A 24,616-nucleotide genomic window follows, 5' to 3' on the forward strand; every position below is an offset into this window, starting at 1 on the left:
GGTACAACCGAGTGGATTCGAACCACCGACCCCTACCATGTCAAGGTAGTGCTCTAACCAACTGAGCTACGGTTGTACTGTTCAAGAAAATGGTTGCGGGAGCTGGATTTGAACCAACGACCTTCGGGTTATGAGCCCGACGAGCTACCAAACTGCTCCATCCCGCGACTGTGTTCTTGCTGTCCGTTTGGCTGTTGCCTTGGAACGAGCGCTATAGTATGGCGATACCGTAATTGTTGCAAGTAAAAAAACACAATAAACTTCCAAGCGGTTGTTTGCTACCCAATTCGAGTAGCGTTTAAGCACTTTTGCCAATTTTTAAGTAAAACAATTACAAAGGGGGATGTTTAAGGCCCCTTTTTACGGCTAAACCTTGTGATAATTTATTCATTAGACTGCTCTCTATTATAGCTTTTGGCCAATTTGGCTTGCGGTTGTCACTTATATTATGCGTTTTACCTATCGTTTTGCCATTTATGCGTTCAACGTTAGGCCTGCGCTCTTCACTATACATAAGCAAAGCAAACCTCAATAAAGGCGCTTAACGAGTCACGGCTAGTGAATTTTGTATAAGCGGTCTGTCATCTATAGGTAAATGCAGTAAAGCTGCAATAAACGCTAAAACTACGGTACTCCACCAAATAGGTTCATAACTGCCGTAATAATCATATATTCGGCCGCCGACCCAAGCACCTAAAAAACTACCCACTTGATGAGTAAAAAACACTAGGCCATAAAGTGTCGATAAATAACGAGCACCAAAAATCTGTCTAACTAAGCCCGATGTTAAAGGCACAGTACCTAACCAACAGAAACCAATCGCTGCACCAAACATAGCGGCAGTGTTGTCGGTAACGGGTAAAGTCACAAATGCAGCAATAACAGCTGTACGCACAAAGTAGAGCGCACTCATAACGTAGCGTTTACTAAACCTATCCCCCATCACGCCCCAAAAGTAAGAGCCGAAGATATTAAATATGCCCACGTAGGCCAAAGCTAGCGCCGCAGTTGAGCTATCAAGGTGTTTATCTGCTAGGTAGCTAGGAAGATGGGTCGCAATAAACATCACGTGAAATCCACACACAAAAAATCCCAGGTGAATTAACCAATAGTTTCGATTAGTACAAGCCTGCTTGAGCGCCTCAGATAAAGTTTGAGTATCGGCTAATTCATTACTTTTTGGAGTGCTTCTTGCTGTTTTCATAAAAGAAGCAAAAGCCAACATCACGCAACACAGCAAGGCAAATACCTGTAAAGCCGTTTGCCAATCAAAGTGAGTAAGTAGGCTTTGGGCTCCAGGGATCACCGCAAACATACCAAATGAACCTGCAGCCGTTGTTAAGCCAAACGCTTTCGCCGTATGCTCAGCCGGCACCACTTTTGCGACAGCGCCTAGTACCACAACATAACTCGTGGCACTTAAACCTAAACCAATTAGCATACTGATAGAGAAGTAGAACATTTCGCTGCTGGTTGACATTGAGGTCAGTAATAAGCCCAAACCATATGTGAGTGCACCACACATAATGATCTTTTTAGAACCAAACCGATCTGCCGCCATCCCAACAAAAGGTTGGAACATGCCAAAAAGCAAGTTTTGCAATGCAATCGCAAAACTAAAAAACTCACGGCCAGCCTCAAAGCTCATTGATATTGGCGTCATGAAGATCCCAAAGGACTGACGAATACCCAAACTGATTATCAGGATCCCAATACCTAACCAAACTAAAGCAGGAAATCTAAATATGCTCATGGTTGCACAACCTGCTTAGTAGGTTGCCCATCAGCATTCTGTGGCATTTGATGACAACCAACGTCTGTTGCATTAAGACTAAATGCATCAAGTAGAGGTTGGCAGTAATTAATTAAAATAAGGGTACAAACTAATGTGGCAGACAAACGCATAAGTTGCGCAATTAACGATTGTGAACGCATGGATCAACACGGCTTAGACAAAAAGGAAGCGCATGCTACTTATTTGTCTTTCATGAGGCAAATGAATAAAGATAAACAACACTATGCATAAAACGCATAACCAGACAAATGAACGATGCTTGTAGCACACCTATGCAATCTACAAAGTCAAGATAAAGCCGCAGAGCTCTATAAGCAAACCCTAGCAGATGCTTAAATTTAAAATCGATACACTATAAAAAAGGGGAGTTTCCTTAAGAAACTCCCCTTTCAACTAAAAGTGATAATTACGCCAATAAATTACTGTACGTTACTTACCCCAAGGGTTAGTTGGGTCTTGAGACGCTGATGGACGCTTTTTGTCACTACTACGGTTTTGCGAGTAAGCATCTTTTGCTCTCGGCTTATCTTTACCGTAACGTGGACTTGGACCGTTTTTCTTCATTTCCTTATAGTTTTCCATAGCCTTTGCACGCATCTCTGCAACAAGTTCCACGGTTAACTTTTCAGGTTTGCGCGGCACAATACCATCAGCGAAACCACGTTCCCGTGGTTTTAACTCCATTTGCGCTTCGTTGCCTTTTGGCATGCGCTTAAAACGGTATAGGTAAAAAGCTTCTACACGTTCCCTCGCCCATTCGGTCTTTTTCAAAAACTTAACGCACGACTCCATATTCGGATTCAAATTAAAGCATGCCAATTTAAGTGCTGCGTACAACACTTTATAATCGTAAAACTTCACAAGTTCTGTAAGCATGGTTTCAAGCTTTAGGCCGTGAAGCGGGTTATTCTGTTGATGTTCAATCATGGGACGTCCAAATATCGCAGGTAATATAAAGTGCACGCACCGATAAAATGATAATCATTTAATCAGAAGTGCAGACCAATCATAGCGCTGGTCAAAACAATGCCTTAATAATAACAACAAAAAGCCTTTATCACCCAATCAAATCGTTCTGCGCTGGCATTTATTCATTAAAGCAAGCTCAAACAAGATAAATATCAGGCCTTAGCTTGCATGATTGCTCGACATCTAAGCACCTACCTCTGTATAATCCGCGGCTGTTTTGCCTCTATAGCAGGTTTACTCTCCGTAACCTGTTTACGTCTTTGGCTTTCACGTTTTATTAATCACTCAGGATACTCTTTTGATTTCTACCGCAAACATCACGATGCAGTTTGGCCCAGAGCCATTATTCGAAAACATTTCCGCTAAGTTCGGTAACGGCAATCGCTACGGCTTAATTGGCGCAAATGGTTGTGGTAAATCCACCTTCATGAAGATCCTAAGTGGCGAGCTTGCGCCAACCTCAGGTAACGTCTCAATTACTCCGGGCCAAAAAGTAGGTACCTTGAGCCAGAACCAATTTGCATTCGAACAATACAGTGTTATCGATGCTGTTATTCAAGGCGATGCTAAGCTGTGGGAAATTAAGCAAGAACGCGAGCGCATCTATTCACTACCAGACATGACTGAAGAAGATGGCATGAAAGTGGGTGAACTTGAAAGTGAGTTTGCTGAAATGGACGGCTACAGTGCAGAAAGTCGCGCGGGCGAAATTCTACTTGAAGCAGGCATTGATGAAGAGTTCCACTTTGGCTTGATGAGCCAGGTCGCTCCAGGTAAGAAGCTACGTGTACTTTTGGCACAAGCACTGTTCTCAAATCCAGATATCTTGCTTCTTGACGAACCAACCAACAACTTGGATATTCACACCATTAACTGGTTGGCTGAAGAGCTGAATAAGCGTAAGTGCACCATGATCATCATCTCGCACGACAGACACTTCTTAAACACTGTTTGTACGCACATGGCCGATATCGATTACGGCGAGCTACGTGTTTACCCAGGTAACTACGAGTACTTCTTAGAAGCTTCTTCGTTGATCCAGGAGCAATTATTAGCGGGTAACGCTAAGAAAAGCGCTGAAATGACCGAGCTGCAAGACTTCGTTAACCGTTTTGGTGCAAACGCATCTAAAGCCAAACAAGCAAGTTCTCGTGCAAAGAAGCTTGATAAAATCAGCCTTGATGAAGTCAAATCGTCTAGCCGTATGACACCATCGCTGCGTTTTGATGAAGGCAAGAAAATGCATCGTCAAGCGCTCATCCTAGAAGATGTTGGCCATGGCTTTGATGGCGAAATGCTATTTCAAGCTGGCGAGCTGATCCTAGAAGCTGGCGCTAAGCTTGCGGTTATCGGTGAAAACGGTGTCGGTAAGTCTACTTTCTTACGTTGTTTGGTTAATGAGCTGCAAAACAACCAGGGCGTAATCAAATGGTCTGAAAATGCCTCTATCGGTTATTGCCCGCAAGACAGCAGCAAAGATTTCGATAATGACCTAACTCTATTTGACTGGATGTCGCAGTGGCGCTTACCAAAGCATAACGACCTAATGGTACGTGGCATGCTAGGCCGTTTGCTATTTACTGAAGACGATATCAACAAAAAGGCACGCAACTGCTCTGGTGGTGAGAAAAACCGTCTATTATTCGGTAAGTTAATGATGATGGATATCAACGTACTTGTCATGGACGAACCTACGAACCACATGGACATGGAAGCGATTGAAGCGTTGAACAATGCGCTTAAAGACTACCAAGGCACGCTTATTTTTGTGAGCCACGATCGTGAGTTTGTATCATCTTTAGCGACTCGCATCATAGATGTAAAAGATAAGAAGCTTATAAACTTCCAAGGTACTTTTAATGAGTACATGGCGAGTCAAGCTGAGCAAGAAGCCAAGAAAAACGCTTAAGCGGATCGGGGTTAACGGCTGCAATAATGTTGCCGTAAACTGCATATTAAAATGGCGCTAAACTAAACGTTAGCGCCATTTTAATATGCGTGATTTATGTTGATTGCTTAAGTGAACGCTTGAATAATTGATAGTTTGAAATAGTGATGGTTTAAATAAATAACTCACTGAATAAGTGAATAAGTGAATAAGCGCTTAAGTGATTACATAAAATTAATTAAGATGATTGTTCCAAATGATATTGATATAAAGCGTCAATATCACCACTGCATAAAATTGGCATTGCGCCTTTAAGCTTTGCTAGCGGCCAATCCCACCATTTCAACGTTAATAACTTATCTATCGAGTCACTCGTAAAACGCAACTTTACTAACTTGTTATTACCAACCACCACACTATAACGCGCGACATCTTTACTGATCACCGCTCGAGCGCCAATCACTGCGCCGTCACCAATGGTAACCCCAGGCATGATCATCGCCTCTGAGCCAATCCAAACATCATTGCCGATCACCGTATTACCCGCACGCTCAAAGCCGGTGCACACCCCTTCACCAAACTCATCACGCGAGAAGGGATAAGTCGAGATCCAATCGAGTCTGTGGCCCTGATTACCAGCAAGCATAAAACATGCTCCAGAAGCGATTGAGCAAAATTTTCCAATAATTAACTTATCGACTTCGCCAAAGACTCCCGCTTCCCATACATCTATGGTCGAGCCATCACCGAGCAGATAGCGCACAGCTTGATCTTCAAAAGACTTACCATGATAAAAACCTGAATAATAAGAATATTCCCCAACTTCAATATTGGGGTTAACGACTTGCTCTTTAAGCCTTTTAGATTCTAGCCAGCTGGTAAACTCGTTCATTTTTAGGCCTAGTAAAATGTAGAAAGATTGGTTTGGTTTGGCTCTGTCTTATGCTATTTGCTATTAATTATTAACGATTAGGTAAAGCAAATACTGCACCTAAAGCCCCTAACAACAATGACCGAATACTAGATCTCCGCCTTTTCTCAGAAGGCATGACTCACATTAGTCTGCAACATTAATCAGAAATAATATCAGCAATTTTAGTTAGCACTATTCGTCAGAAAGAATAATCAGCAGAATAAATAGAAAAGTTAGCTCACCAGCACGCACATACTGGTGAGTAACCAGCCAAATTAAGCGGCAACAAGCCTACCGCTATTTGACCATGACATCATTATTCACTTAAAACGCGATACCAATACCGACAGCGTTATCAAAATGGTTATAATCTGAAATGGTAATGCCATAACCGCTTTGCAGCTTTAAGTAACCTTTTAGCCCCTTATAGATTGGAAAACGCCAACTGAGCTCCTCATAACCTTTAGAAAAGCCACTTTCTACCAGGTTACGTAAGGTCAAACTAATTTGGTGTTCGCCAAAGTACCAGTCACCTTTGACCGAACCATAACCCATATAGTCTTCAATATCAGGGTTATAGTCAGTATTAGAAAAGTCAGTTCTAATCCAAGGTTTGATGCTAAGCTCAATATCACTCAACGCTAGTGAAAACTCTAAGTAAACGCGATTCCAGCTTCTTTCATACACGCCACCTTTACCATTTGATTGGTGCTCAAAACCAACGCTAGTGCTTTGCCACAGATCACTTTCATCAGAGTGCTGCCAAAACCAAAATACCTGAGGCTGGTATTGTGAGTCTCTAAAATAAGCCGACTTGTCATAAGCTTGCCAGTTAGAAATCTGGCTATAAGCGATATAAAGACCGTCATTATCAGTCAATATATTATTGGCTAAACCGTATTTTAAACTGAACTGAAACTGGACATTGGTGTTGCTGATATCTTCTTTATTTGGGTTTTGTGGAGCATAGTAAGCTTGATTTGCCGCTTGAGTTTGATAAACAGGTAAGACAAAATTATTATCAAATATCGTCAGCTTATACAGGTCTTCTTGGGGCATTACCCCCGCTACGCCGGTGATATCGTTGCTAATAGTCGTCTGCTCTTTTGCCTGGAGTGAACTTGCGACCAGTAAGCTTGCAAGCAAAATGACATTGGTTTTAATATTAGTTTTATGCTTCAAGTTATTTATCTCCCTATTAAATAACGGCGATCTTCATCAACAATATCACGACTTATTTGCCAAAAGTTCGCCTCAATATCCAATATATTGAATTTATTTTAATTTTAAATCTTTCCTCGGGTTTTGTGCTTTATAAACCAAAGGCTAAGGCACAGCTTTTTAGCTATGTCATTCAATGTAGCAAATTCTATGCAAGATGTACTTTTTCAGAAGAAAAATTAGCACTTTAACTGAACAAATTACAGTTTTGGCAAGTGATGCCCCATATTAAGCCAGATCTTGCTGAACTTTATCGACAGCGCGAGTCGTTACATCTGCTGCAACATGGCTGTTTAAGGGGGTTGCTGCATTGCAGGTGTACTGACAACTATTTTTATCACCTTTTCTATGGCCACTGCAGGCTAAAAATGACTGACCGTTTTTACTATTGCTACGTACTATAAGCTTGCCTGAAAGGCATTCTGGGCAGACTTGAAGTTGATGGTTGCAGCCTGCTGAGCCACAAAAATGGTGAGTGTCATTACGCAGCATTGGGCCACAGTTGCACACAGAGCATGCCTCTATCTTAGTGTCACAATACTCTTTACCCAGCGAGCAAGTATAAAACAGGCCAAAGCGCCCTTCTCTTGGGATAAGTTTACCCTCACCACACTGTGGGCAACACAAGGAGTCGGTATACATAGGCGCTAAATCGCTTAAATAGCAGCGCACATCCTCGCCAAAAGCACGAAGTTCCCTAACAAATGTCGACTCTTTACCCAGCTCAGCTTGCACAAAAACCGTTTGCTTAGCGCGTGATAACGCAACGTAAAACAGTCGCCGCTCCTCGGTGTTTTTATAGCTATCGAGTGTTGGTAACAAGGTTTCTAAAATCGGATCGTTATCAATTTTACATGGGAAGCCATATTTATCGTCATTCACATCCAGCACAATAACAAAATCAGCCTGCTTACCTTTTGAAGCGTGGGCAGACATAGCTGAAATGGAAAGCTGAGGATATTGTTTTTGCCAGCGACTTAACGCTTTTAGTGAGCTTTTAAAGCGGCCAATCAGCATCACACTTGCATGATTATTACTTGTTGCTTCAGTGATGCTTGCAAAAGCTTGCTCTAAGGCTGTCTGTTTATCATTAACCAGTAAACAAACCTCAGGATTATCGCTCTGGCTATGGGTGCTAAGTTGCTTCTTCAACTGAACGGGATTTGCCTGAATAAACCGTGATGCCACCTTTTCAATCTGATTATTAAATCTAAAGGTTTTATCTAAGGTAATCGTTTGAGTGGTACCAAATGTGCGTTCAAATTCTGTGGTTAAACTGAGATCGCTGCCGGTAAAACGATAGATAGCCTGCCAGTCATCACCCACACAAAAAAGTGCACAACCAGGACTTGCATCCCTTAACGCTTTAACGAGATTGGCGCGTTCAAGCGAGATATCTTGAAACTCATCCACCATGATGTACTTGTAGCGGAAACGTTCAGCGGTTTGCTGATGAAAATCGCTACATCGAGCCACTTTTAACGCCTTGGCGATCATATCTGAGAAATCTAAGGTGTTATTGGCAGTGAGGTGCGCGTCATAACGCGTAATCACCCAGTTGAATAGATGCAAAAACGCCTTCCATCTCACCTGGTTATAATGGGTTGATTGTTTCGTGTCAGCTTTTGGCAGTTTCAAAGCTTCAAGTTTAGAAACAGTCATCCCTGATGACTTAAACAAGCTGACAAAGCTTGCCATCAAGCGACTCACATTTCGATATATGCCTAAGGCTTTAACCTGAGCAAACAGTACATTTGGAGCGATAGGTTTAAACACCTCACTTTGACTCAGGCCGAGTTGTTCACAGCGCTCGCACAATTGCGCTTCTAAGCTTTTTTCTAGCTCGCCAATATCGGCCTGCCAACTAAACGTTTGCAACAAACAGGTATTGTGCTGTTGGTGCAGCGCAATCTTCCACTCCCTGCTTTGGTTATAGGCGACTTTGTCGATATCTAGGCGAGTATTGCCCTGTTTATCAATGCCAAAATGCTCTAAGTAGGCATCGAGCTGAGGAATATAAAAGTCAGGCTGATAAACACACCTACCCGGCTCTGTTACAGGCACGCAGTACTTTGGCTCATACTCAAATTTAATGCCGTGGATATAAAGGTAATTACAGATAGCGAGCTCTTGAAAGCTTTTAACCAGATCGCCCGACAGTGCTCTGATTTCATTATTTTTAAGATAAGCTCGATATTGTCCGTCAGACTTAAATGCGAGTTCGTTAACTTGCGGGTAAAGATAGCGGCCAAAGTAATTGGCTACTGGATCGGCCATGTGTGGATCGGTCACTATCTCGTCAATCTGCTGATCAATAAATTGGGTGAATTGCTTTTCATCGCTAGCAAGAACAGACACCTGTACTTGATCAAGTGTCGAGCGATTTAAGTCATGCTGAATGATCTCTTTACCCAAGGCATGAAAAGTACTGATCTTTACAGCACTAGGCTCACAAAGCGCTGCAATACTGCTCACACGTTGTTCAAGCTCTACTCTGGCGTCTTTGCCGTAGGCCAACATTAATATTTCTTCAGGCCGAGCCAAACCTTGACTCACTAAATAAGCCGCCTTAGCCGCCAGCGTACTGGTTTTGCCTGTCCCCGCGCCCGCTATCACTAAGGTGTTGTTTTCATCAATCACACAAGCTTGGCGCTGCAACTGAGTTAACGGGTGCGCTTCAAGTGTGTCAAATAACGGCCCATGGGCTTGCAACTGTTTAGTTTGCCACCATTGATTATATTTTGCGGTAAAGATATCGGGTTGCTTGATAAACTTTGCCAGACGGCAATTGAGTTGACTCACCTCAAACCCTAGCGTGGTAAAATACTCAACCAGATCAAAAGCCTCTCGTGAGTGTTGAAATTGGTGCTGTAGACGTTTTTTGTCAGAGTCGCGTAAGAATCGCTGATGCTGGCCAAAAGCGCGATCAAAAGCGGCAATGTCCACCAGCACGTTATCGAAGCTTAGCTTAAGAGACGTGCGGCAAAACTCAAGGCGGTTATTAAGCGCTAATCTAAACAAAGGTTTGCAATTAACCAAGTGGAAAAAATTAAAGTGCTTGTCGCCCCAAACCAATGTTTGAGTAAACCAGCCTCGCTTTACCTCCACCGTTTTATCTATCTCAGGATACGAATAAAGCGTACCGTTAATCGTTAAACCTTGATCGCACAAATGCGCGCTATTACAGAAAAAGAGCCCCTGCAATAAACCAAACTGAACAGAATGTCGCCTAAGCTGCATTGACTACCTCGAAACCACAAAATACCGCGGCATATTATCAACTAATGCCTAGCGCAAATAGCAGTAATTGTTTCTGCGGCATAAAAACATCCTCTGGCAGAACTCAATGGATAGTACATAAAATCAACAGGCTAGATAGCATTGGCGTTTTTAGTTTTTTTTACATGTAAAAAAGGCATTTCAAGCGTGATAAACCACGCAAAAACGAATCGAAACCCGCATATTAAGCGCGGTATCACATATCTAGCGATAACTGCATGATAGCCTCAATAACAAGTGCATAGCAGCCCAAAATCAATAGAAATGCTATGTAATATCATCTAGATAACTTATCTAATATTGGAATGATAAAAAGGGTTACCGTAATGAAAAAAGTACTAATTGCAGGTCTTCTAAGTTGTTTATTCGCAGGTACTGCTAGTGCAGAAAACCTAGACAAAGATACTGCTCTTGGCATGGCAAGTCTGATGATTTGCACATCGTTTTACGCTGAACATGATATGCAAATTGAAGGCACTATTGTTGGTCAGTCTATGATGGCTCATAGAAATGCAGGCATTGAAGAGATGATCATGTCTAAAGAAACTAGCCAGGCATTAGATGCTTACATGACTAGATTTCAAAGTGCTAATCAAGCACAACAAGTCGTATTATGTGACGACGCCATTAAATTTGCTCGTGAAAGTGATTTCGTAAAAGTAGATTAATGCGACTTTGCTAAGCAGTTAAAACTTACCACCTCAGCTTACCGAAATTGATAACCCCGCAAGGGGTTATCTTGTTTAAGCCTTGTTGCTGACGATAAACAGATAACCTAACTCAACTTAACTTAACTTAACTTAACTCAACTTAAGCTAGCTTAGTTTTCTGTTGCGGGTATAGGTTGGGATCTCAAGTTCTGATGCAAGGTGATCATAATGGTTTGTTCGAGCCGACTTCTCTTTTAAAAAATCATGTAGATTCAGTAGTTCAGATGAGGCAAAACGATCTTTATGTGGCTGTGGGTTCACCTTCTTCTGCGGTAACTCTTCTATTTCTTCTATCTCTTCCGTTTTTTCTATCTCATGTGTCTCGTGAGCTTCTAGCAAACCGCTAGCCTCCTGCATTCCCGTTGCAATTACCATCAACTCTAGTTCACATTCAAGTTCTGGCACTATGGTTAAGCCAATAATGACTAAGGCACCAGGATCGAGCTGCTGCAGCAGGGTTTCGCCAATACTGTTGTATTGATTAAGCTCAATATTCTCGGTAGCCATAACGCTAACAATGGCACCTTTTGCCCGAGAAAGTGCGATATCTTCTAGTAGTGGATTTTTTAACGCCTTACTGATTGTAAGCTGAAGATCTTCGCCTGGCATTTGTTTAGCCACTCCCATCGCGGCGCGACCGGGATGGCTTATGACCTCGATAAAGTCATTAAGATCGATATTAATTAAACCCGACTGACTAATGGTGGTGGTGAGCCCCTGCAATACATCTTGAAGAATGCGATTACTTTGATAAAAAGCGTTAGTAATACTCACGTTTTTATCAAGGGTTTGTATTAATTTATCGTTCGGCAACACAATGACCGCATTGGCATGCTGCATCAACTGATCTACGCCCGTTTTAGCAAGCTGTCCTCGTTGATGCCCTTCAAAACTAAAAGGTGTGGTCACGACCGCCACCAAAGGTTTATTGAGCTCTGTGGCAACAGAGGCCATAAACGGAATCGCCCCAGTCCCAGTGCCCCCGCCCATGCCTCCAGTAATAAAAATAATGTCAGCCAGTTCAATATGCTCCCTTAGCTGCGCTTGTGACTCCTTAGCCGCTTCATGGCCTCTTTCAGGCCTAGCACCAGCGCCCAGCCCTTTAGTCGCCTCAAGGCCTATCTGCAGACGCGTACTGCAATCCGATATTGCCAAAGATTGTGCGTCGGTATTCACCGCAATCAGTTGCACGTTGTCACCTAAAGATGCCTGACTGAGTTGGTTTATGGTATTACAGCCACAGCCACCTACGCCAAATACCGCTATGCGAGGGGGTTGGCTATTTTGAGTAATCATATCGAACATAGGACATATCCTTGGTATTGACCTTAACAAGTGCCAAAGAGATTAACCTGCGGCTGCGACAGACTCCGTCGTAGCGTTTTGATATCGCATGTTTACTTTATTAATTAAACGGGTGAAGTGAGCGCGAAGTTTAGGTGGTGATATCACCTCAACACTGTCGGCCATTCCCCATAAAAATTCGCGTAATTTGGGCGTATCATCCACGCTGGCACTAAGGCGGTAATAGCCATTTTCTAAACGCTCAATACATTGATCATCACTCAAACGCGCATTACGTTGAATAAGGTTTGCAGACGGCGAGAGAAGCAGCTCAATGTTAATCGGCGTGGTTTTACTCGCCTCGCCAGTCAGCGCAATATCAAAATCATCACGGGTAATAGAGGTACTTTCAAGTAAACGAATATTTCGCAGCAAATTAATGGGTTTTGCATAACGCTTTGTGTGAGACGTGCCTACCGTAAAGGCCAGCATAATCACGCCCCCCGATATTTTTATTCCTTCAGCATTAATCGGTCGGTAGTCAATCCAATAGCTTTTACCTTTAATAAATCGCTGAATTTCACAGGCTATTTGGCGTTTACTCAAGAGCGCTTCTTGCACTATCTCAAGTGACTTGGGATCGTGTTCGGCGTAAGAGATAGGCAAAGGCTCAGGTAACTGCGCGACTCGACAAGCCCAGTAAAGCCAGGGGTTATCAGGATCGTCCCCCAACACCTGATCAGCACGCTCAAAATAGGGCGTCAGCTGCTTTACACTTTGCGGCGGTAACAATTGCTTAGCGCTATGCTTTAACGTATGAAACGCCAAAGCCATATGCTGATCCATCAAGGTTAAGTTAAGACCACGCCAGCAGGCGGCAATAGACCAGCCAAAAGGCTTACACCTATCATCAAGCACTAAACCAAACAGCCCCATATCGTGCATCGCTTTTAGCTCTCGCTGCACCGTTCGTATGCCAACGTCATAGTCGCGATCGTTAAGTTTTTCAGTCAAAGCAATGGCCGAGATCCGTCTTGGTTGGCGGGGTATTTGCTCAAGCATTGCAAGCTGGCGTGGAATATTGGTTTGCATCAAATGTTCTCAAAATTTGCAGTGGGTTTAGCTTAATACACAGCTACGACAAGTTATGACGCAGGAATATGATTTTATATCCAAATCAGTAAAAGTCACCCATAAACTCGATGCAAATCAGTAGCACACAGCCGTTACAAGGCTGCAGTGTCACGAAACACAACCGTCGAGTTCAGCAAACATGCAGAGTAACAGAAGCCATTGTTAGCGTTGACTAAATGCTGCTGTAGCCCATAATCAATCTTTAACCCTCTACCTTGCTTTTATTTGGGAGCTTTTTTGATGAGTAGCCTTAAACTCAAACCGCACCACTTGGCATTACTATTTGCGTTAGCAATTGCCTTCTATGTTTGCTATTTACTGGTCGAGCCATATTTAGGCGCCATCGTACTGGGGTTTATTGTCTCGATATTATTTCTCCCTCTTCACGCACGCATTCAGCAACGTATGCCTAACCGGCCCAATCTGGCTTCAGTGTTTTCATGTACATTGGTCACAGTGATGGTATTGCTGCCATTACTGTTTGTGGCAATGGCGATAATGAACGAGGGCATTAACTTTATGAGTAATGCCTATCAGTGGCTGACTGAAGGAGGAGCCAAAAGCTTTCTTTCTCACCCCTCTATTCAGGGCGCAATGGCCTTATTAAATAAGTGGCTGCCATTTGACACCATTAAAATTGATGAGCTCGTGCAACAAGCAGCAGGAAAAGTGACCCAACTAAGTAGTAGCTTGTTAAGTGCCAGTACCGGCATTGCCGGCGATATAGCAGATACCGTTTTAGACTTTGGCTTGATGTTATTCGTATTATTTTTCTTTTTGCGAGATCAAGAAAAAATCATCAAAAATACCCGCCGCATCATTCCATTATCTCGCTCGCAAGAAGAGCTAATCTTCAATGAAGTCGGTGTGGTCGCCAAGTCAGCCGTGTTAGGTGCATTTCTTACAGCGTTAGCCCAGGGCGCGTTAGGCGGCATCGCAATGGCATTAGCCGGGTTCTCGGGGTTATTTTGGGGCACCATGATGGCATTTGCGTCCTTTATTCCGTTTGTGGGCACCGCGATGATCTGGCTGCCAGCCTCGATTTATTTATTCATCACCGGTGACTGGCAATGGGCGCTATTTTTGATTGTTTGGGGTGTAGTGGTGATTGGCTCAATTGATAACTTTCTCAGACCCTGGCTTATGCAAGGTAATACAGGGATGAGCACCCTACTGCTATTTTTCTCACTGCTCGGTGGTTTACAGCTGTTTGGTCTAATTGGCTTAGTCTATGGCCCAATCATCTTTGCAGTAACCTTAGTGTTAGCCCGCTTATATGAGATTGAGTTTAAGGACTTTATCGATCAACAAGATAAAGAATAAATCCGCAAGGTAAGCTGTAGTCTACAGCTTTCTTTAGGTAGATTATTTAGGATGGGAGTTGAAGCAGGCCTTTATCTTAACACTGCCCTGTAAAAATATACCCCTTGTATTAAGGGGCATATTTTTACAGGGCAGCTTAAGCTTTAGACGCTCAGATTTTAAAGGCTTAAGTTTAAAAAGCTTCAATTATTTGATTAGCATCTTCTGTAGCCTGATCAGTTACTTCTTTCGTTACTTCTGTGTTGCTCATTCTTGCTAGCTCTTGCTTGAGCTGCGCTAACTTGTATTTTTCAGCTAGGACTTTTTGCGCATACTTATAAGATAGCTCGAGCTTATTTGCCGCTTTTGCGGCTTTTAATTCATCCTGATAGCTTTCAAGTTGCAATTGCACTGCTGCAATTTCTGTGTGTAAATCACTCTTAAGGCCTTTATCAGTACAATTCGCTTTAACAAGCTCAAGCGAAGACTGCAACTGAGCCACCATTTTGTCGTAGCCTTTAGCTTTTGCATTCACAATTAAGGCTTCTATCTTACAACTTCTCTCAGCACAACCTACCAAATTAGCACAGTTCTCAGCTGGGGCTGCTTGAGCAGAGGCTAGACCAAAGGTTAGTACGCTACAACTCATTGTAAAACCTAAAAATAAACTAGATGTTTTGTTTTTCATAAAAATTTCCCTAGTACGATATCGACAACTTGGTTTGTAATAAAAAAAATTACTCATACTGTTTTATAGACACTGCATTACCAAACGTCCATTTAGTAGCGAAAACTTCTTGTTAAACAGCGCTAAAAACTTGAGCCAAGAGTTAAACATAACAGCTGATTTACAGCCAAATAGCAGATGATTGTGCAGATAAAAATGCCAAATGATAATACAAACTGCTGTGTATCATTAACTTACTCTCTCTGACAAAAGTATCAACCGAAACAAAGCACTTTACTGATTACAATCAATTCCACGTTTATCGAAATTTAGTTTGACAAGTTAACACCACAAACCTACATTTCGATATAGGTCGAAATATATATTAAAATAAAAGTCAGAGCTAAAACACCTACGAAAACACCTACAGAGTAAACTTATATCGCGGATGTACAGGTTTGAGTATTGCGCCAATGTACCACGCCAGAGTACTGTTCTAGGGTAATGCTCTAGTGTACTGCGCTAACCTATTTCACCTGTGTATGAGGTAGATAATTTATAACGGCGATATTGCACCTGTGTAGTACGCCTGCATGACGTCAGTGTATGCCTTGATGCTCTACCCTTATGTGCCCATGTTTATCTATTTGTGTATGTATTGATTTATCTATCGCTGTATGCAAATTTTAAACTGTTCTTTTAAACTGTTCTTTATAAACTGATCATCACTGCAGCAATTTAAAATACACACCACAGCTTAACGTGCCAAAGTAAATGCACGCACGAATGTCTAAATTCGGCGTACTCACAGCTAAAATCAAAAACCTTACGGGTGGCAAACATGATTAACAACACGACCAAACAAGCTTCACAAGACGCTATAGAATGGGCGATAACCCATGGCATGGTAATTAAAACTACGCCTTATTCAGCGTCTCACACCGCATTTAGCTTTACGCCAACCGCCATTAGCCGTGAACGTTTTCAACACTTAGTCGCTTCGGTCAACCTGCTAGGTAAGTTAGTCCACTTCGCATCAGAAGATCATCAATTTTTAAGTCATGCTATCGCGCCAATCACCTCAGGCGAGCCTTTCTTTAAAGCCTTACTCGAGATGCATGATGCAATCCATGACCCCGATAACGCTAATAACTGTTGCCATAGCCGTTCTAAAAATCGTGATTCAAATAATGCCGACAAGCACAGCGACGCTGCTAGTGGAAATAGCGCTAATGAAATAAGTACCAATGAAAGCAGCGCTAAACGATTGCCGCTATTAATTATGCGCAGCGACTTTATGGATGATGCCGCTTTAGGGCCTAAGCTCATTGAGTTCAACGGCATCGCCGCAGGTATGGGACCATTTGGTCAAAGAGTCCATGAATTACATAAATACCTACAACAGCAATGGCCAGATGAATTTAAGCAGTGGTCAAGCCATCAAGGCACTGAACTTGTCGCAAACCAGGCCATAGAACGCTTATCTCAAGGTATTGCCAACGCGACGTTTAAGATTAAACACGAGTTTACAAATAGCGTTAACGATAACGTTATCGATAGCATTGAAAATACCCCGCCGGTATTTTTGATGGTGGTACAAGAAAACGAAGACAACGTGTACGACCAACATCTGCTTGAAGATGCACTACAAGCTAAAGGGATTAGAACGGTCAGACATACTTTTCGCGAATTGCACGACAAACTCTCAACCGGTAAAAATCACAGATTGTTATTAGAAGGTGTCGGCCCCATCGATACTGTATATCTGCGCGCGGGCTATCAGTATAGTGATTATCATGCCAATGACATCATCAGCCGCGTATGCTGCGAAGCATTAATGCAAACTCGAATTTTTATCGAAAAACACCGAGTAGCCGTAAACGCCACCGTAAGCCAACAGCTTGCCAGCAGCAAACGGGTACAGATGTTACTGTCATCTATGGCGCCCGATGCCCTCACCCAATTTGGTTTAACCCTAGATGAGGCCAAAACTGTTAAAGGCTTACTTGGCGAAATGCGCCCCGTCACCAAAGACAGCACAGCCTTAATATCTCAAAGCAGCGTTGATGATTGGGTACTTAAAAACCAAGGCGAAGGTGGCGGCCACTGCATATTTAGTGATGATATACAGCCAAAGCTGATGGAACTCAGCCCCAGCGAATATCAAGCCTGGTCACTTATGCGAAGATTGCACCCAACAGCAAGACCCACAACCGCGTTAACCGTTCGCAAAGGTGAGTTACATCAAGTCGATGACTTAATCAGCGAAATAGGCATGTTCACCGTTCATATCGACGGCGCTGCAGCGATTGATGTAAAAAAATTATCTGTTGAAAAAGTAGACGTTGAAATAGTAGCCACTAAAAATTTAGACGAGAAAATCTTAAACGAACAAGCGACCGACAAAAAAGCCTACGCAGGTTACTTGATCAGAAGTAAATCAGCCCGCACCACAGAAGGCGGCGTGCACAGCGGCATGGGAGTATTAGATTCGCTGGTTTTTAGTGACTGAGTTTAGTGATTAGCGATTGAAAATAGAGATAGTGATAAAAGAAAATAGCCAACACAAATTGGCTATTTTCTTGAAGTAAGGAGTTCTAACTAATTAATGAACAATAGCCATTTACCACGGCGAATATGGCGAAGCCATGTGCAACTAAGCGAGAGCTAGGGATAGCGAACTGGCCGTTAAACACAGATGTTATTGGGACACAGAGGCCACGAAGAAAGGCAACAGCTCGTAGTAAGCTCACATGTCACTACTTCTGTGGGACGCTATAAAGCCGTCCTTGGCCGCTCTGCGGTTTCATCCTTGAAACCTAAGCCCACAGCCGCATCGACATCTGATTATTCATCTATCTGAATTAGCTGCCTCAGATGTTACAAACTCATTTCTGGACATAAGCTATTCACCACGGCGAATATGGCGAAGCCATGTGCTAATAAGCGAGAGCTAGGGATAGCGAACTGGCCGTTAAACACGGATGTTATTGGGACACGGAGCGCTACGCTACACGAAGAAAAGCAACAGCTAGAACAAAAGCAACAGTAAAAGGCTCGTCATCAAACATTTTAATCTTTTGCTCTACGATCTTCTCCGTGACCTCCGTGAAAGCGAAGCGCTTCGTGGTGAGATTCGTGCTTTGTAAAAATGATGCTAACGTTAAATTTATACCTTAGGTAAACACTGTTTTTGGGGCATTTTCAAGCTAGATAGCAAACCACTACGGCCTAATAAATACACCAATTATCCGGTGTAGATACGGCCGTGACCGTCCATGACATGGACGTCATGGCCGAGCTTCCAAGGATGGACTTGTTGCGTGTCACGGCAGTGTCTGCACATGCGCCCGCTGCAGGCGATTGATAACTCTAAAGCGACAATTGAGAACTCGCTTCCCCGTAGCAACTACCCAAAAAATGTAATCAGCCTTCACTTGAAGGTAAACATGTTTTGGGGCATTAACATGCTAAAGCTAACCGCTTCACGTGAATTATCCCTATGTTCTTCGCCAACTTTCATCGACCTCTAAACCCAACTAAGTCAGCTGAACCTTGTCATCATTAATCGCAGCTTCAAATTGCTTACCCGCCAGCCACAAAGATGATTCACTTTGCAGCGCTAACTGATAAGCCCATGCGGCAATCGCCTCTGAGCGGCCACTTTCACACACAAAGTAGTTGCTGAGTTCTGTTGTGATCAGTTTTTCATTTTGAATGATGTTTTGTTCATGCCAGCGATCTTTGTGTTCTTGCGCTGCTAGGTGGTCGCGTTTGGCATTGTTGCAACTGCGATGCGCTAGTACAAAATTATGCCCTAGATCGTTGGGGTATCTCGCCCACGGGATAAAATGATCGACCTCGGCCTTGTTATGTTCGCTCTCTTTTAGCGGCTTATTACAGTAGAAGCACTTCCCTTGCTGGATCTGTTCAAATACGGGTCTTGCACTAATAATCGAGCTCCGGTCGCTACCAAATAAAAACTCTGACAAGTTGCCTTTACCACCCAGTACCGCATAGTTTGCAAGAAAGGCGCTGACCTTTTGTGTCCAGTGAGTTCTTGAAAGCGATACCACAAGGTCGTAAAAACGTCTAAAACAAAAGGCGATACCTGGTTTAAGTACAATATACTTTTGAGACTTATCATGGCTGTAGTAAAAGCATTCCTCTTTACCCGCAAGAAGCTGTAAACGCCAAAGCGGCCCTTGTTTAAATGTATTGCGGGTTTTACTCACCAGTTTGTTCCAGCCAGCATGTTGTTTTAGCTGATTAAGCGTGCGTATGCCTTGCTGACGAAATGCCGCTAAATCTCTGACCAATGCAGATTGTTCGCCGGAATTTTGTAAAAGAATAAAGGGGTTATTATCAACGCCGTGATAAGGCAGCGAGTGTTGCCAATATAGCTCGATGAACTTCACTACTAACTCATCGATGGTAATAACGCTGTCTAATGTATCGTGCAGGTTTGCTGTCACATCACTGTGTAGTGGTCGCTCTATACAGATATCAGCAAGTGCGTGTAGCAGTGCAAATTTGTATGTAGCGACAAAATCGCCTTCCACCAATAAACGCTGTAAATAGGTGATGAAATCAACTTGCAGTTGAGCATCCACTTGAGGTGCAAAATCTAATCTCATACATTTTCACCTAATAAGGCGTTAGCATTATCACTTAGTGGAACAACCTCGCCTGTTGGGGGCTCCTTGGTGATAGTCGACCTTTGTAAAACAACGGTTTCCCAATGCACCTCGGCTCGTCCTAACTTGTCTTGTTCTGCAGTTACACTATCGATTATTGTCAGCCCCACTTTAGCGCTCATTGTTGCAAGCTCTGCAATACTCACTTGATGCATCTCTCGCTCATCGCCACTTGGGCCATGGCGTAGTGTGATTATCAGCTTGCCTGTAGGTTCTAGTAGTTGTGTTAATCGATTCAAGGATTGTGAACGCTCTGATGCAGGGATGTGCATCCATACGGCACTCAGTAGGATCAGCTTAAATCGCAGTCCCGTTGTAACTAGCGCATCCGTTTTAGCTAACGCATCTAATGTGGCGAGCGCGTTAAGCTCTGGTAATGAATCCTGTAACCACGTGACGTTAAGGCTTTGAGTAAGTTTTTGGCCTATTGCAGCCAGTTCATGTGCGGGCTCGACAGCATACACAGTTATGGCTTGCTGCTCGGATGCCTGCTCTGCGAAGTATTTAACATCTCGGCCTGAGCCCGCGCCAATATCTAACACATTAACTCTTACATTACCTCTCATATGAGTTAAGCAGGCTTGCTCACTTAATGAGGCTTGTAACGGCGATTGACTGGATTTTGCGTGAGACATAAAGATATCGGCTAAGTGATGAAACCAACTAGCATGGACTTCTTTAAAGGTTTTAGAGTCATACTGCTCAGCAAGTTTAGCCGCATGCATGTTATAGAAGTTAGTTGTGTTGCGTTGTTTTTGCTCTGAGATCACTAGCACATTCCCTTGTGTTACTCGCTTAAGCTCGTTTGTTAGGTCATCACTTCTGAATCAATCTTGGTACGAATCGAGGTTAATCTAGAAAGGTTCAAGATTCATTGCACGGATAATTACTGCAATCAAATTAGCACATTACGTTAGCAAAAAGAATAATCGGTTCATGACTTTATATCTATTTAGTTTGATCAAACTCACGAAATTATTGAGGTGTGATATCAAGCCGTGATTTAACGCTAGAGAGTCGGAATTTTTGGCGGGGAATGTATCGCTATCTATTGCTCTGTAATAGGAACATACTGGAGTAGTTACTTAAGAGTTTTACGCTATACAAAGCTATTTTGAGAAACAAAAAGCCTTTAGTTGATGAAAAGACAACTTTAGGTTCATTACTTTACATTAGGTGGTAAGTATCATGAGTAAAGGACAAGACAGTAAAAAGAACGTTAAAAAGAAACCGCTTTTAACTGCTAAAGAGAAGAAAGCCGCAAAAACGGCCAAGAAAGTGCCGTCATCGTTTATTAACTAGTCAGCAATGGCCGTCGCGTATTTTGTATTGTTGCGATGGCCACTATCATTGGCAGAACTCAAACATCTAAGCTCCAATTATCTAAGCTCCAATTATCTAAGCTCAAACATCTGAACTCAAACATTTGGGCTTCAATTATCCAAGATCAAACACATACTCTTAAGTATCTGATTATAAACTAGTTATGTTGGTTTGCATTAGTTATCTGGGTTTACATTAGCTGGCATAACCATTCACTCGTTCTAAATGAGTTTTATGCAAATGACCAGGAAAAATGTTATTGCTGAAGGTTACTGCTAAATGTTAATGCTTAAGCCTAGTCGCTAATATGTATTAGCTCAGACTTGGTCTTTACGTTCACTGATGCACTCGTACGATCCCATTTCAAACAGTCGGCAGATCCATGGGCGGTTTTCGTAGATAGTGCACATTAAGGTGTCTCTATCAACTGCAGAGCACCAACCGTCATCAAGGCGTAACATGGTTTCGGCGCCATATTCGTCGACACTGATATGCTCATCTGGTACGCCAGTATCGGTCACTATCATGACTTCTAAACGGCAGCAACACGCTTGGCAATTTGAGCAGGTGATCTCGGTGTTAATCACGGGATCGGATATATCTTTTACGTCAATGTTCATAAACAGCAGTATTAAATTTAATGGCTGCTAGGATACGCTAAAACTGCAGTTTTCACGACTTATTTGCTCTTTCTCGTTCTTATAACCGCTCTACTAACGGCCTTATTTAAGATTACTTTGCTTGGTGTGAGTTGTTTTATATAGCAATAGTCTTAAACCGCAATCAAATTTTCAATAACCAGCTGTGTACAAAATACTACTGACTTTGTACCGTCAGTGGGACTTGTCTATTGTTGTTTTATCGCTATGAGCTAGCACTCATATCGAGTGTCAGCTTAGCTTTTAATATGAGCTCAACAGGTTACAACATGAAATCAGGTCGCTACGCTTAAACGTAGTCATGCATCTCATTTTTAGATACCGTTAGTTAATCCGATAGACACTTGTATCACTTATGACATAATCGACTGATAATATTAACGTTATTGATTAGAACCTAATAAATGAAGGCTATTATCGCAGTCACCTCGCTGTTTATCGCGAGTATTTCTACAAGCTTTGCCAACGAGCTAACAGTCAACATTATGACCATCTCAGAAGAGGCGTATCATAATGAAATGACCAAACGTAAGCCTTACCCACAAACCACGATTGAAAAAATTACTGACCAAAAACAATTAATGGCCTCTCTTTCTGGTCGCTTAGTGCTAGACGGTTATTTAGAGATAAAAAATAGCAACGCAGAGCGTATTATTAAACTTGAGCATTTCGATGATGAATGCTTATTCAATGCGTACTACCCTCAAGAGCAGAGCCTGTATTTTACATGTGGCCATGAATCTGACACGGTAATATCTATGGTCGATGGTCGTTACATTGATGAAACACCAGAACTACGAATTTACTCTCCGGATGGTAAGTACAGACTTTCTGGCTACTACAATGGACAAGAGCCAAGTTCATTTATACAAAAAAAGGTAGATAACCAATGGGTAACAATGTCAGAGAATGCCAAGCCTGCTGACGAAAGTTCAACCGGTTACTACCTTTACTTTATTAGCGAATTTACTTGGATAACCGATAGGCATTTTGTATTTAAAAATCCTTTTAACACCACGTTCTATATGGGTGACACCAATGCTGAGGTTGCGGCAAAGTGAGCTTAATATACAAAAGCCATCATTGAGAAGACTCGAATGATGGCTTTTAATCATTGCTTTAATCATGGCTTTCAATCAGAAACTTTCAATTGAGCCCGACGCCTTTGCTTGAATCTGAGATAGACATTTCAGAGATCCACTCATGAAATCCATCCTCAACCTTAAATTCAAAATCAATCACAACCTCAATCTCAATCTCAACGTTAAAAGGTATCTCCCGGCACCCTTACCCATCCTTCCATCAGTACGCGCGCGCTGCGGCTCATGACGGCTTTGTTAACTTTCCATTGTCCATCAATCAGGCTCGCCTGTGCGCCCACTTTAAGTGTGCCTGAAGGATGCCCAAAGGTGACAAAGCCTTTATTGACTCTAGCAGCTATTGCAACGCGCTTCCCCTCACCTGCGGCAATACTCACTAACGTACCGGGAATCGCGGCTGCAGTGCCTATAGCGACGGCAGCGGTGCCCATCATGGCGTGATGCAGTTTGCCCATAGACAGTGCGCGTACGTTTAAATCTATCACCTCTTTTGAAATGGCTTTACCACTTGATGAGGTGTAATCGATAGGGTCAGCAACAATGGCGACCTTAGGCGTATGCTGTCGACTCGCCGCTTCATCTATGTGGTTAATCAGCCCCATCTGCACTGCGCCATGGGCACGTATGGTTTCAAACATGGCTAATACTGTGTCGTCACCGTTAATCGCATCTTGTAGCTCGGCACCTGTGTAACCCAGTTCAGCAGCATTGATAAATACCGTCGGGATCCCCGCGTTGATCATAGTGGCTTGCAAAACACCACTTGGTACCACATCAGTTGGCACCATTAAGTTGTCGATTAAGTTGCCGGTTGGGAACATTGCGCCGTCGCCATCGGCGGGGTCGATAAACTCAACTTGGACCTCAGCTGCGGGGAACGTGACACCATCAAGTTCAAAATCACCAGTCTCTTGCACTTTTCCGTGGGTGATGGGTACATGGGCTATGATGGTTTTACCGATGTTTTTTTGCCAAATTCGCACAACGGCAATGCCATTTTCTGGTATTCGGCTTCTATCAACAAGCTCATTACTGATGGCAAATGACCCCACTGCAGCAGTTAAATTACCGCAGTTACCACTCCAGTCGACAAAAGGACGGTCGATAGCGACTTGACCAAATAGGTAATCGACATCGTGATCTTCGCGTTCGCTCTTGGCAAGGATAACGGTTTTGCTAGTGCTTGACGTTGCACCGCCCATGCCGTCGGTTTGTTTGCCGTAAGGATCGGGGCTGCCTATCACTCTAAGTAGCAATGCATCACGGGCAGCGCCTGCGACCTGCGCTTCTTTAGGTAAGTCTGTTAAGTTAAAAAATACCCCTTTGCTGGTACCGCCACGCATGTAGGTGGCTGCGACTTTAATTTGCGGGGCAAATGCTTTGCTTGGTTTTGATTCAGTTGATGTGGTCATGTGTTTTACCGTTTGAATGCTTGATAGCTGGTTATTTCACTAACAAACGAGTCCGAAATCAGCCATGACTCTTTTGAGACATGCTTTCATTCGGTCCCGCACTAACTAGCATGGCCAAAGTAGAAAGCGTTAAATTTAGTCGACGATATTGCTGAGTAGATGAGCTTCGGTGGCTTTTTTGGCTTCGATGCCACCCCAGAGCCTACAAGGATGTACTTGCGGCGTCTCATCTACATTGCAATATCGTTTCCTACCTCTGTAGC

Annotated in this window: 17 protein-coding genes and 2 tRNA genes; 5 read left to right on the forward strand and 14 right to left on the reverse strand. The window is 43.0% G+C overall.

Features of this window, described 5'->3' with window-relative positions; translation table 11 throughout:
• Window positions 1-2 precede the first annotated feature (2 nt).
• From ACVBIO_RS13865 to ACVBIO_RS13880, 4 genes are all read right to left on the reverse strand, one after another.
• Window positions 3-76, reverse strand: a tRNA-Val gene (locus ACVBIO_RS13865).
• 14 nt (window positions 77-90) lie between these two features.
• Window positions 91-167: transfer RNA gene (locus ACVBIO_RS13870), tRNA-Met, on the reverse strand.
• A 374-nt stretch (window positions 168-541) separates the two neighbouring features.
• Window positions 542-1,753, reverse strand: coding sequence for an MFS transporter (locus ACVBIO_RS13875; protein ID WP_447164409.1), 1,212 nt, complete (start codon window positions 1,751-1,753; stop codon window positions 542-544).
• 471 nt (window positions 1,754-2,224) lie between these two features.
• Window positions 2,225-2,722, reverse strand: a complete 498-nt coding sequence (locus ACVBIO_RS13880; protein ID WP_447161907.1) for a VF530 family protein — start codon at window positions 2,720-2,722, stop codon at window positions 2,225-2,227.
• A gap of 340 nt (window positions 2,723-3,062) precedes the next feature.
• Between ACVBIO_RS13880 and ACVBIO_RS13885 the strand changes: the two genes are divergently transcribed.
• Complete coding sequence (locus ACVBIO_RS13885; protein ID WP_447161908.1) at window positions 3,063-4,673, forward strand: ABC-F family ATPase; 1,611 nt, start codon at window positions 3,063-3,065, stop codon at window positions 4,671-4,673.
• A gap of 217 nt (window positions 4,674-4,890) precedes the next feature.
• Here the strand turns inward: ACVBIO_RS13885 and ACVBIO_RS13890 are convergent, their stop codons facing one another.
• The 3 genes from ACVBIO_RS13890 to ACVBIO_RS13900 form a co-directional block, all read right to left on the reverse strand.
• Window positions 4,891-5,544 (reverse strand): CatB-related O-acetyltransferase, encoded by a 654-nt coding sequence (locus ACVBIO_RS13890; RefSeq protein WP_447172836.1) that lies wholly within the window; start codon window positions 5,542-5,544, stop codon window positions 4,891-4,893.
• Window positions 5,545-5,889: 345 nt separating this feature from the next.
• Window positions 5,890-6,747, reverse strand: a complete 858-nt coding sequence (locus tag ACVBIO_RS13895) for a phospholipase A (protein WP_447172837.1) — start codon at window positions 6,745-6,747, stop codon at window positions 5,890-5,892.
• A gap of 267 nt (window positions 6,748-7,014) precedes the next feature.
• Window positions 7,015-10,026 (reverse strand): UvrD-helicase domain-containing protein, encoded by a 3,012-nt coding sequence (locus ACVBIO_RS13900; RefSeq protein WP_447172838.1) that lies wholly within the window; start codon window positions 10,024-10,026, stop codon window positions 7,015-7,017.
• A 365-nt stretch (window positions 10,027-10,391) separates the two neighbouring features.
• Here ACVBIO_RS13900 and ACVBIO_RS13905 point away from each other — a divergent pair, with 365 nt between their 5' ends.
• The gene (locus ACVBIO_RS13905; protein WP_447161912.1) at window positions 10,392-10,733 is read left to right on the forward strand and encodes a hypothetical protein; all 342 of its coding nucleotides are present in this window, start codon (window positions 10,392-10,394) and stop codon (window positions 10,731-10,733) included.
• Between the two features lie 147 nt (window positions 10,734-10,880).
• Here ACVBIO_RS13905 and ftsZ read toward each other — a convergent pair whose 3' ends face one another.
• Together ftsZ and ACVBIO_RS13915 are read right to left on the reverse strand one after the other, a co-directional pair.
• Window positions 10,881-12,080, reverse strand: a complete 1,200-nt coding sequence (ftsZ, locus tag ACVBIO_RS13910; RefSeq protein ID WP_447172839.1) for a cell division protein FtsZ — start codon at window positions 12,078-12,080, stop codon at window positions 10,881-10,883.
• Between the two features lie 42 nt (window positions 12,081-12,122).
• On the reverse strand, window positions 12,123-13,151 hold the full coding sequence (locus ACVBIO_RS13915; RefSeq protein WP_447161914.1) for a helix-turn-helix transcriptional regulator: 1,029 nt from the start codon (window positions 13,149-13,151) through the stop codon (window positions 12,123-12,125).
• 282 nt (window positions 13,152-13,433) lie between these two features.
• On the opposite strand from ACVBIO_RS13915, the gene ACVBIO_RS13920 reads away from it, so the two are divergent.
• Window positions 13,434-14,516 (forward strand): AI-2E family transporter, encoded by a 1,083-nt coding sequence (locus tag ACVBIO_RS13920; RefSeq protein ID WP_447172840.1) that lies wholly within the window; start codon window positions 13,434-13,436, stop codon window positions 14,514-14,516.
• Window positions 14,517-14,688: 172 nt separating this feature from the next.
• Here ACVBIO_RS13920 and ACVBIO_RS13925 read toward each other — a convergent pair whose 3' ends face one another.
• Window positions 14,689-15,240, reverse strand: coding sequence for a DUF1090 family protein (locus tag ACVBIO_RS13925; protein WP_447161916.1), 552 nt, complete (start codon window positions 15,238-15,240; stop codon window positions 14,689-14,691).
• A 763-nt stretch (window positions 15,241-16,003) separates the two neighbouring features.
• Here ACVBIO_RS13925 and ACVBIO_RS13930 point away from each other — a divergent pair.
• Window positions 16,004-17,674 (forward strand): glutathione synthase, encoded by a 1,671-nt coding sequence (locus ACVBIO_RS13930; protein ID WP_447172841.1) that lies wholly within the window; start codon window positions 16,004-16,006, stop codon window positions 17,672-17,674.
• 1,027 nt (window positions 17,675-18,701) lie between these two features.
• Here ACVBIO_RS13930 and ACVBIO_RS13935 read toward each other — a convergent pair.
• The 3 genes from ACVBIO_RS13935 to ACVBIO_RS13945 form a co-directional block, all read right to left on the reverse strand.
• Entirely contained in the window at window positions 18,702-19,799 is a 1,098-nt protein-coding gene (locus ACVBIO_RS13935) for an HNH endonuclease (RefSeq protein ID WP_447172842.1), read from the reverse strand.
• On the reverse strand, window positions 19,796-20,629 hold the full coding sequence (locus ACVBIO_RS13940; RefSeq protein ID WP_447172843.1) for a class I SAM-dependent methyltransferase: 834 nt from the start codon (window positions 20,627-20,629) through the stop codon (window positions 19,796-19,798). Before ACVBIO_RS13940 ends, ACVBIO_RS13935 begins: the two co-directional genes overlap by 4 nt.
• An 870-nt stretch (window positions 20,630-21,499) precedes the next feature.
• On the reverse strand, window positions 21,500-21,802 hold the full coding sequence (locus ACVBIO_RS13945; RefSeq protein ID WP_447161923.1) for a YkgJ family cysteine cluster protein: 303 nt from the start codon (window positions 21,800-21,802) through the stop codon (window positions 21,500-21,502).
• A gap of 443 nt (window positions 21,803-22,245) precedes the next feature.
• Here ACVBIO_RS13945 and ACVBIO_RS13950 point away from each other — a divergent pair, with 443 nt between their 5' ends.
• Entirely contained in the window at window positions 22,246-22,902 is a 657-nt protein-coding gene (locus tag ACVBIO_RS13950) for a hypothetical protein (protein ID WP_447172844.1), read from the forward strand.
• Window positions 22,903-23,105: 203 nt separating this feature from the next.
• On the opposite strand, the gene prpF is transcribed toward ACVBIO_RS13950, so the two are convergent.
• Complete coding sequence (gene prpF / locus ACVBIO_RS13955; RefSeq protein WP_447172845.1) at window positions 23,106-24,353, reverse strand: 2-methylaconitate cis-trans isomerase PrpF; 1,248 nt, start codon at window positions 24,351-24,353, stop codon at window positions 23,106-23,108.
• Between the last annotated feature and the right edge of the window lie 263 nt (window positions 24,354-24,616).

It is taken from the genome of Shewanella sp. 0m-8, from assembly GCF_052977265.1.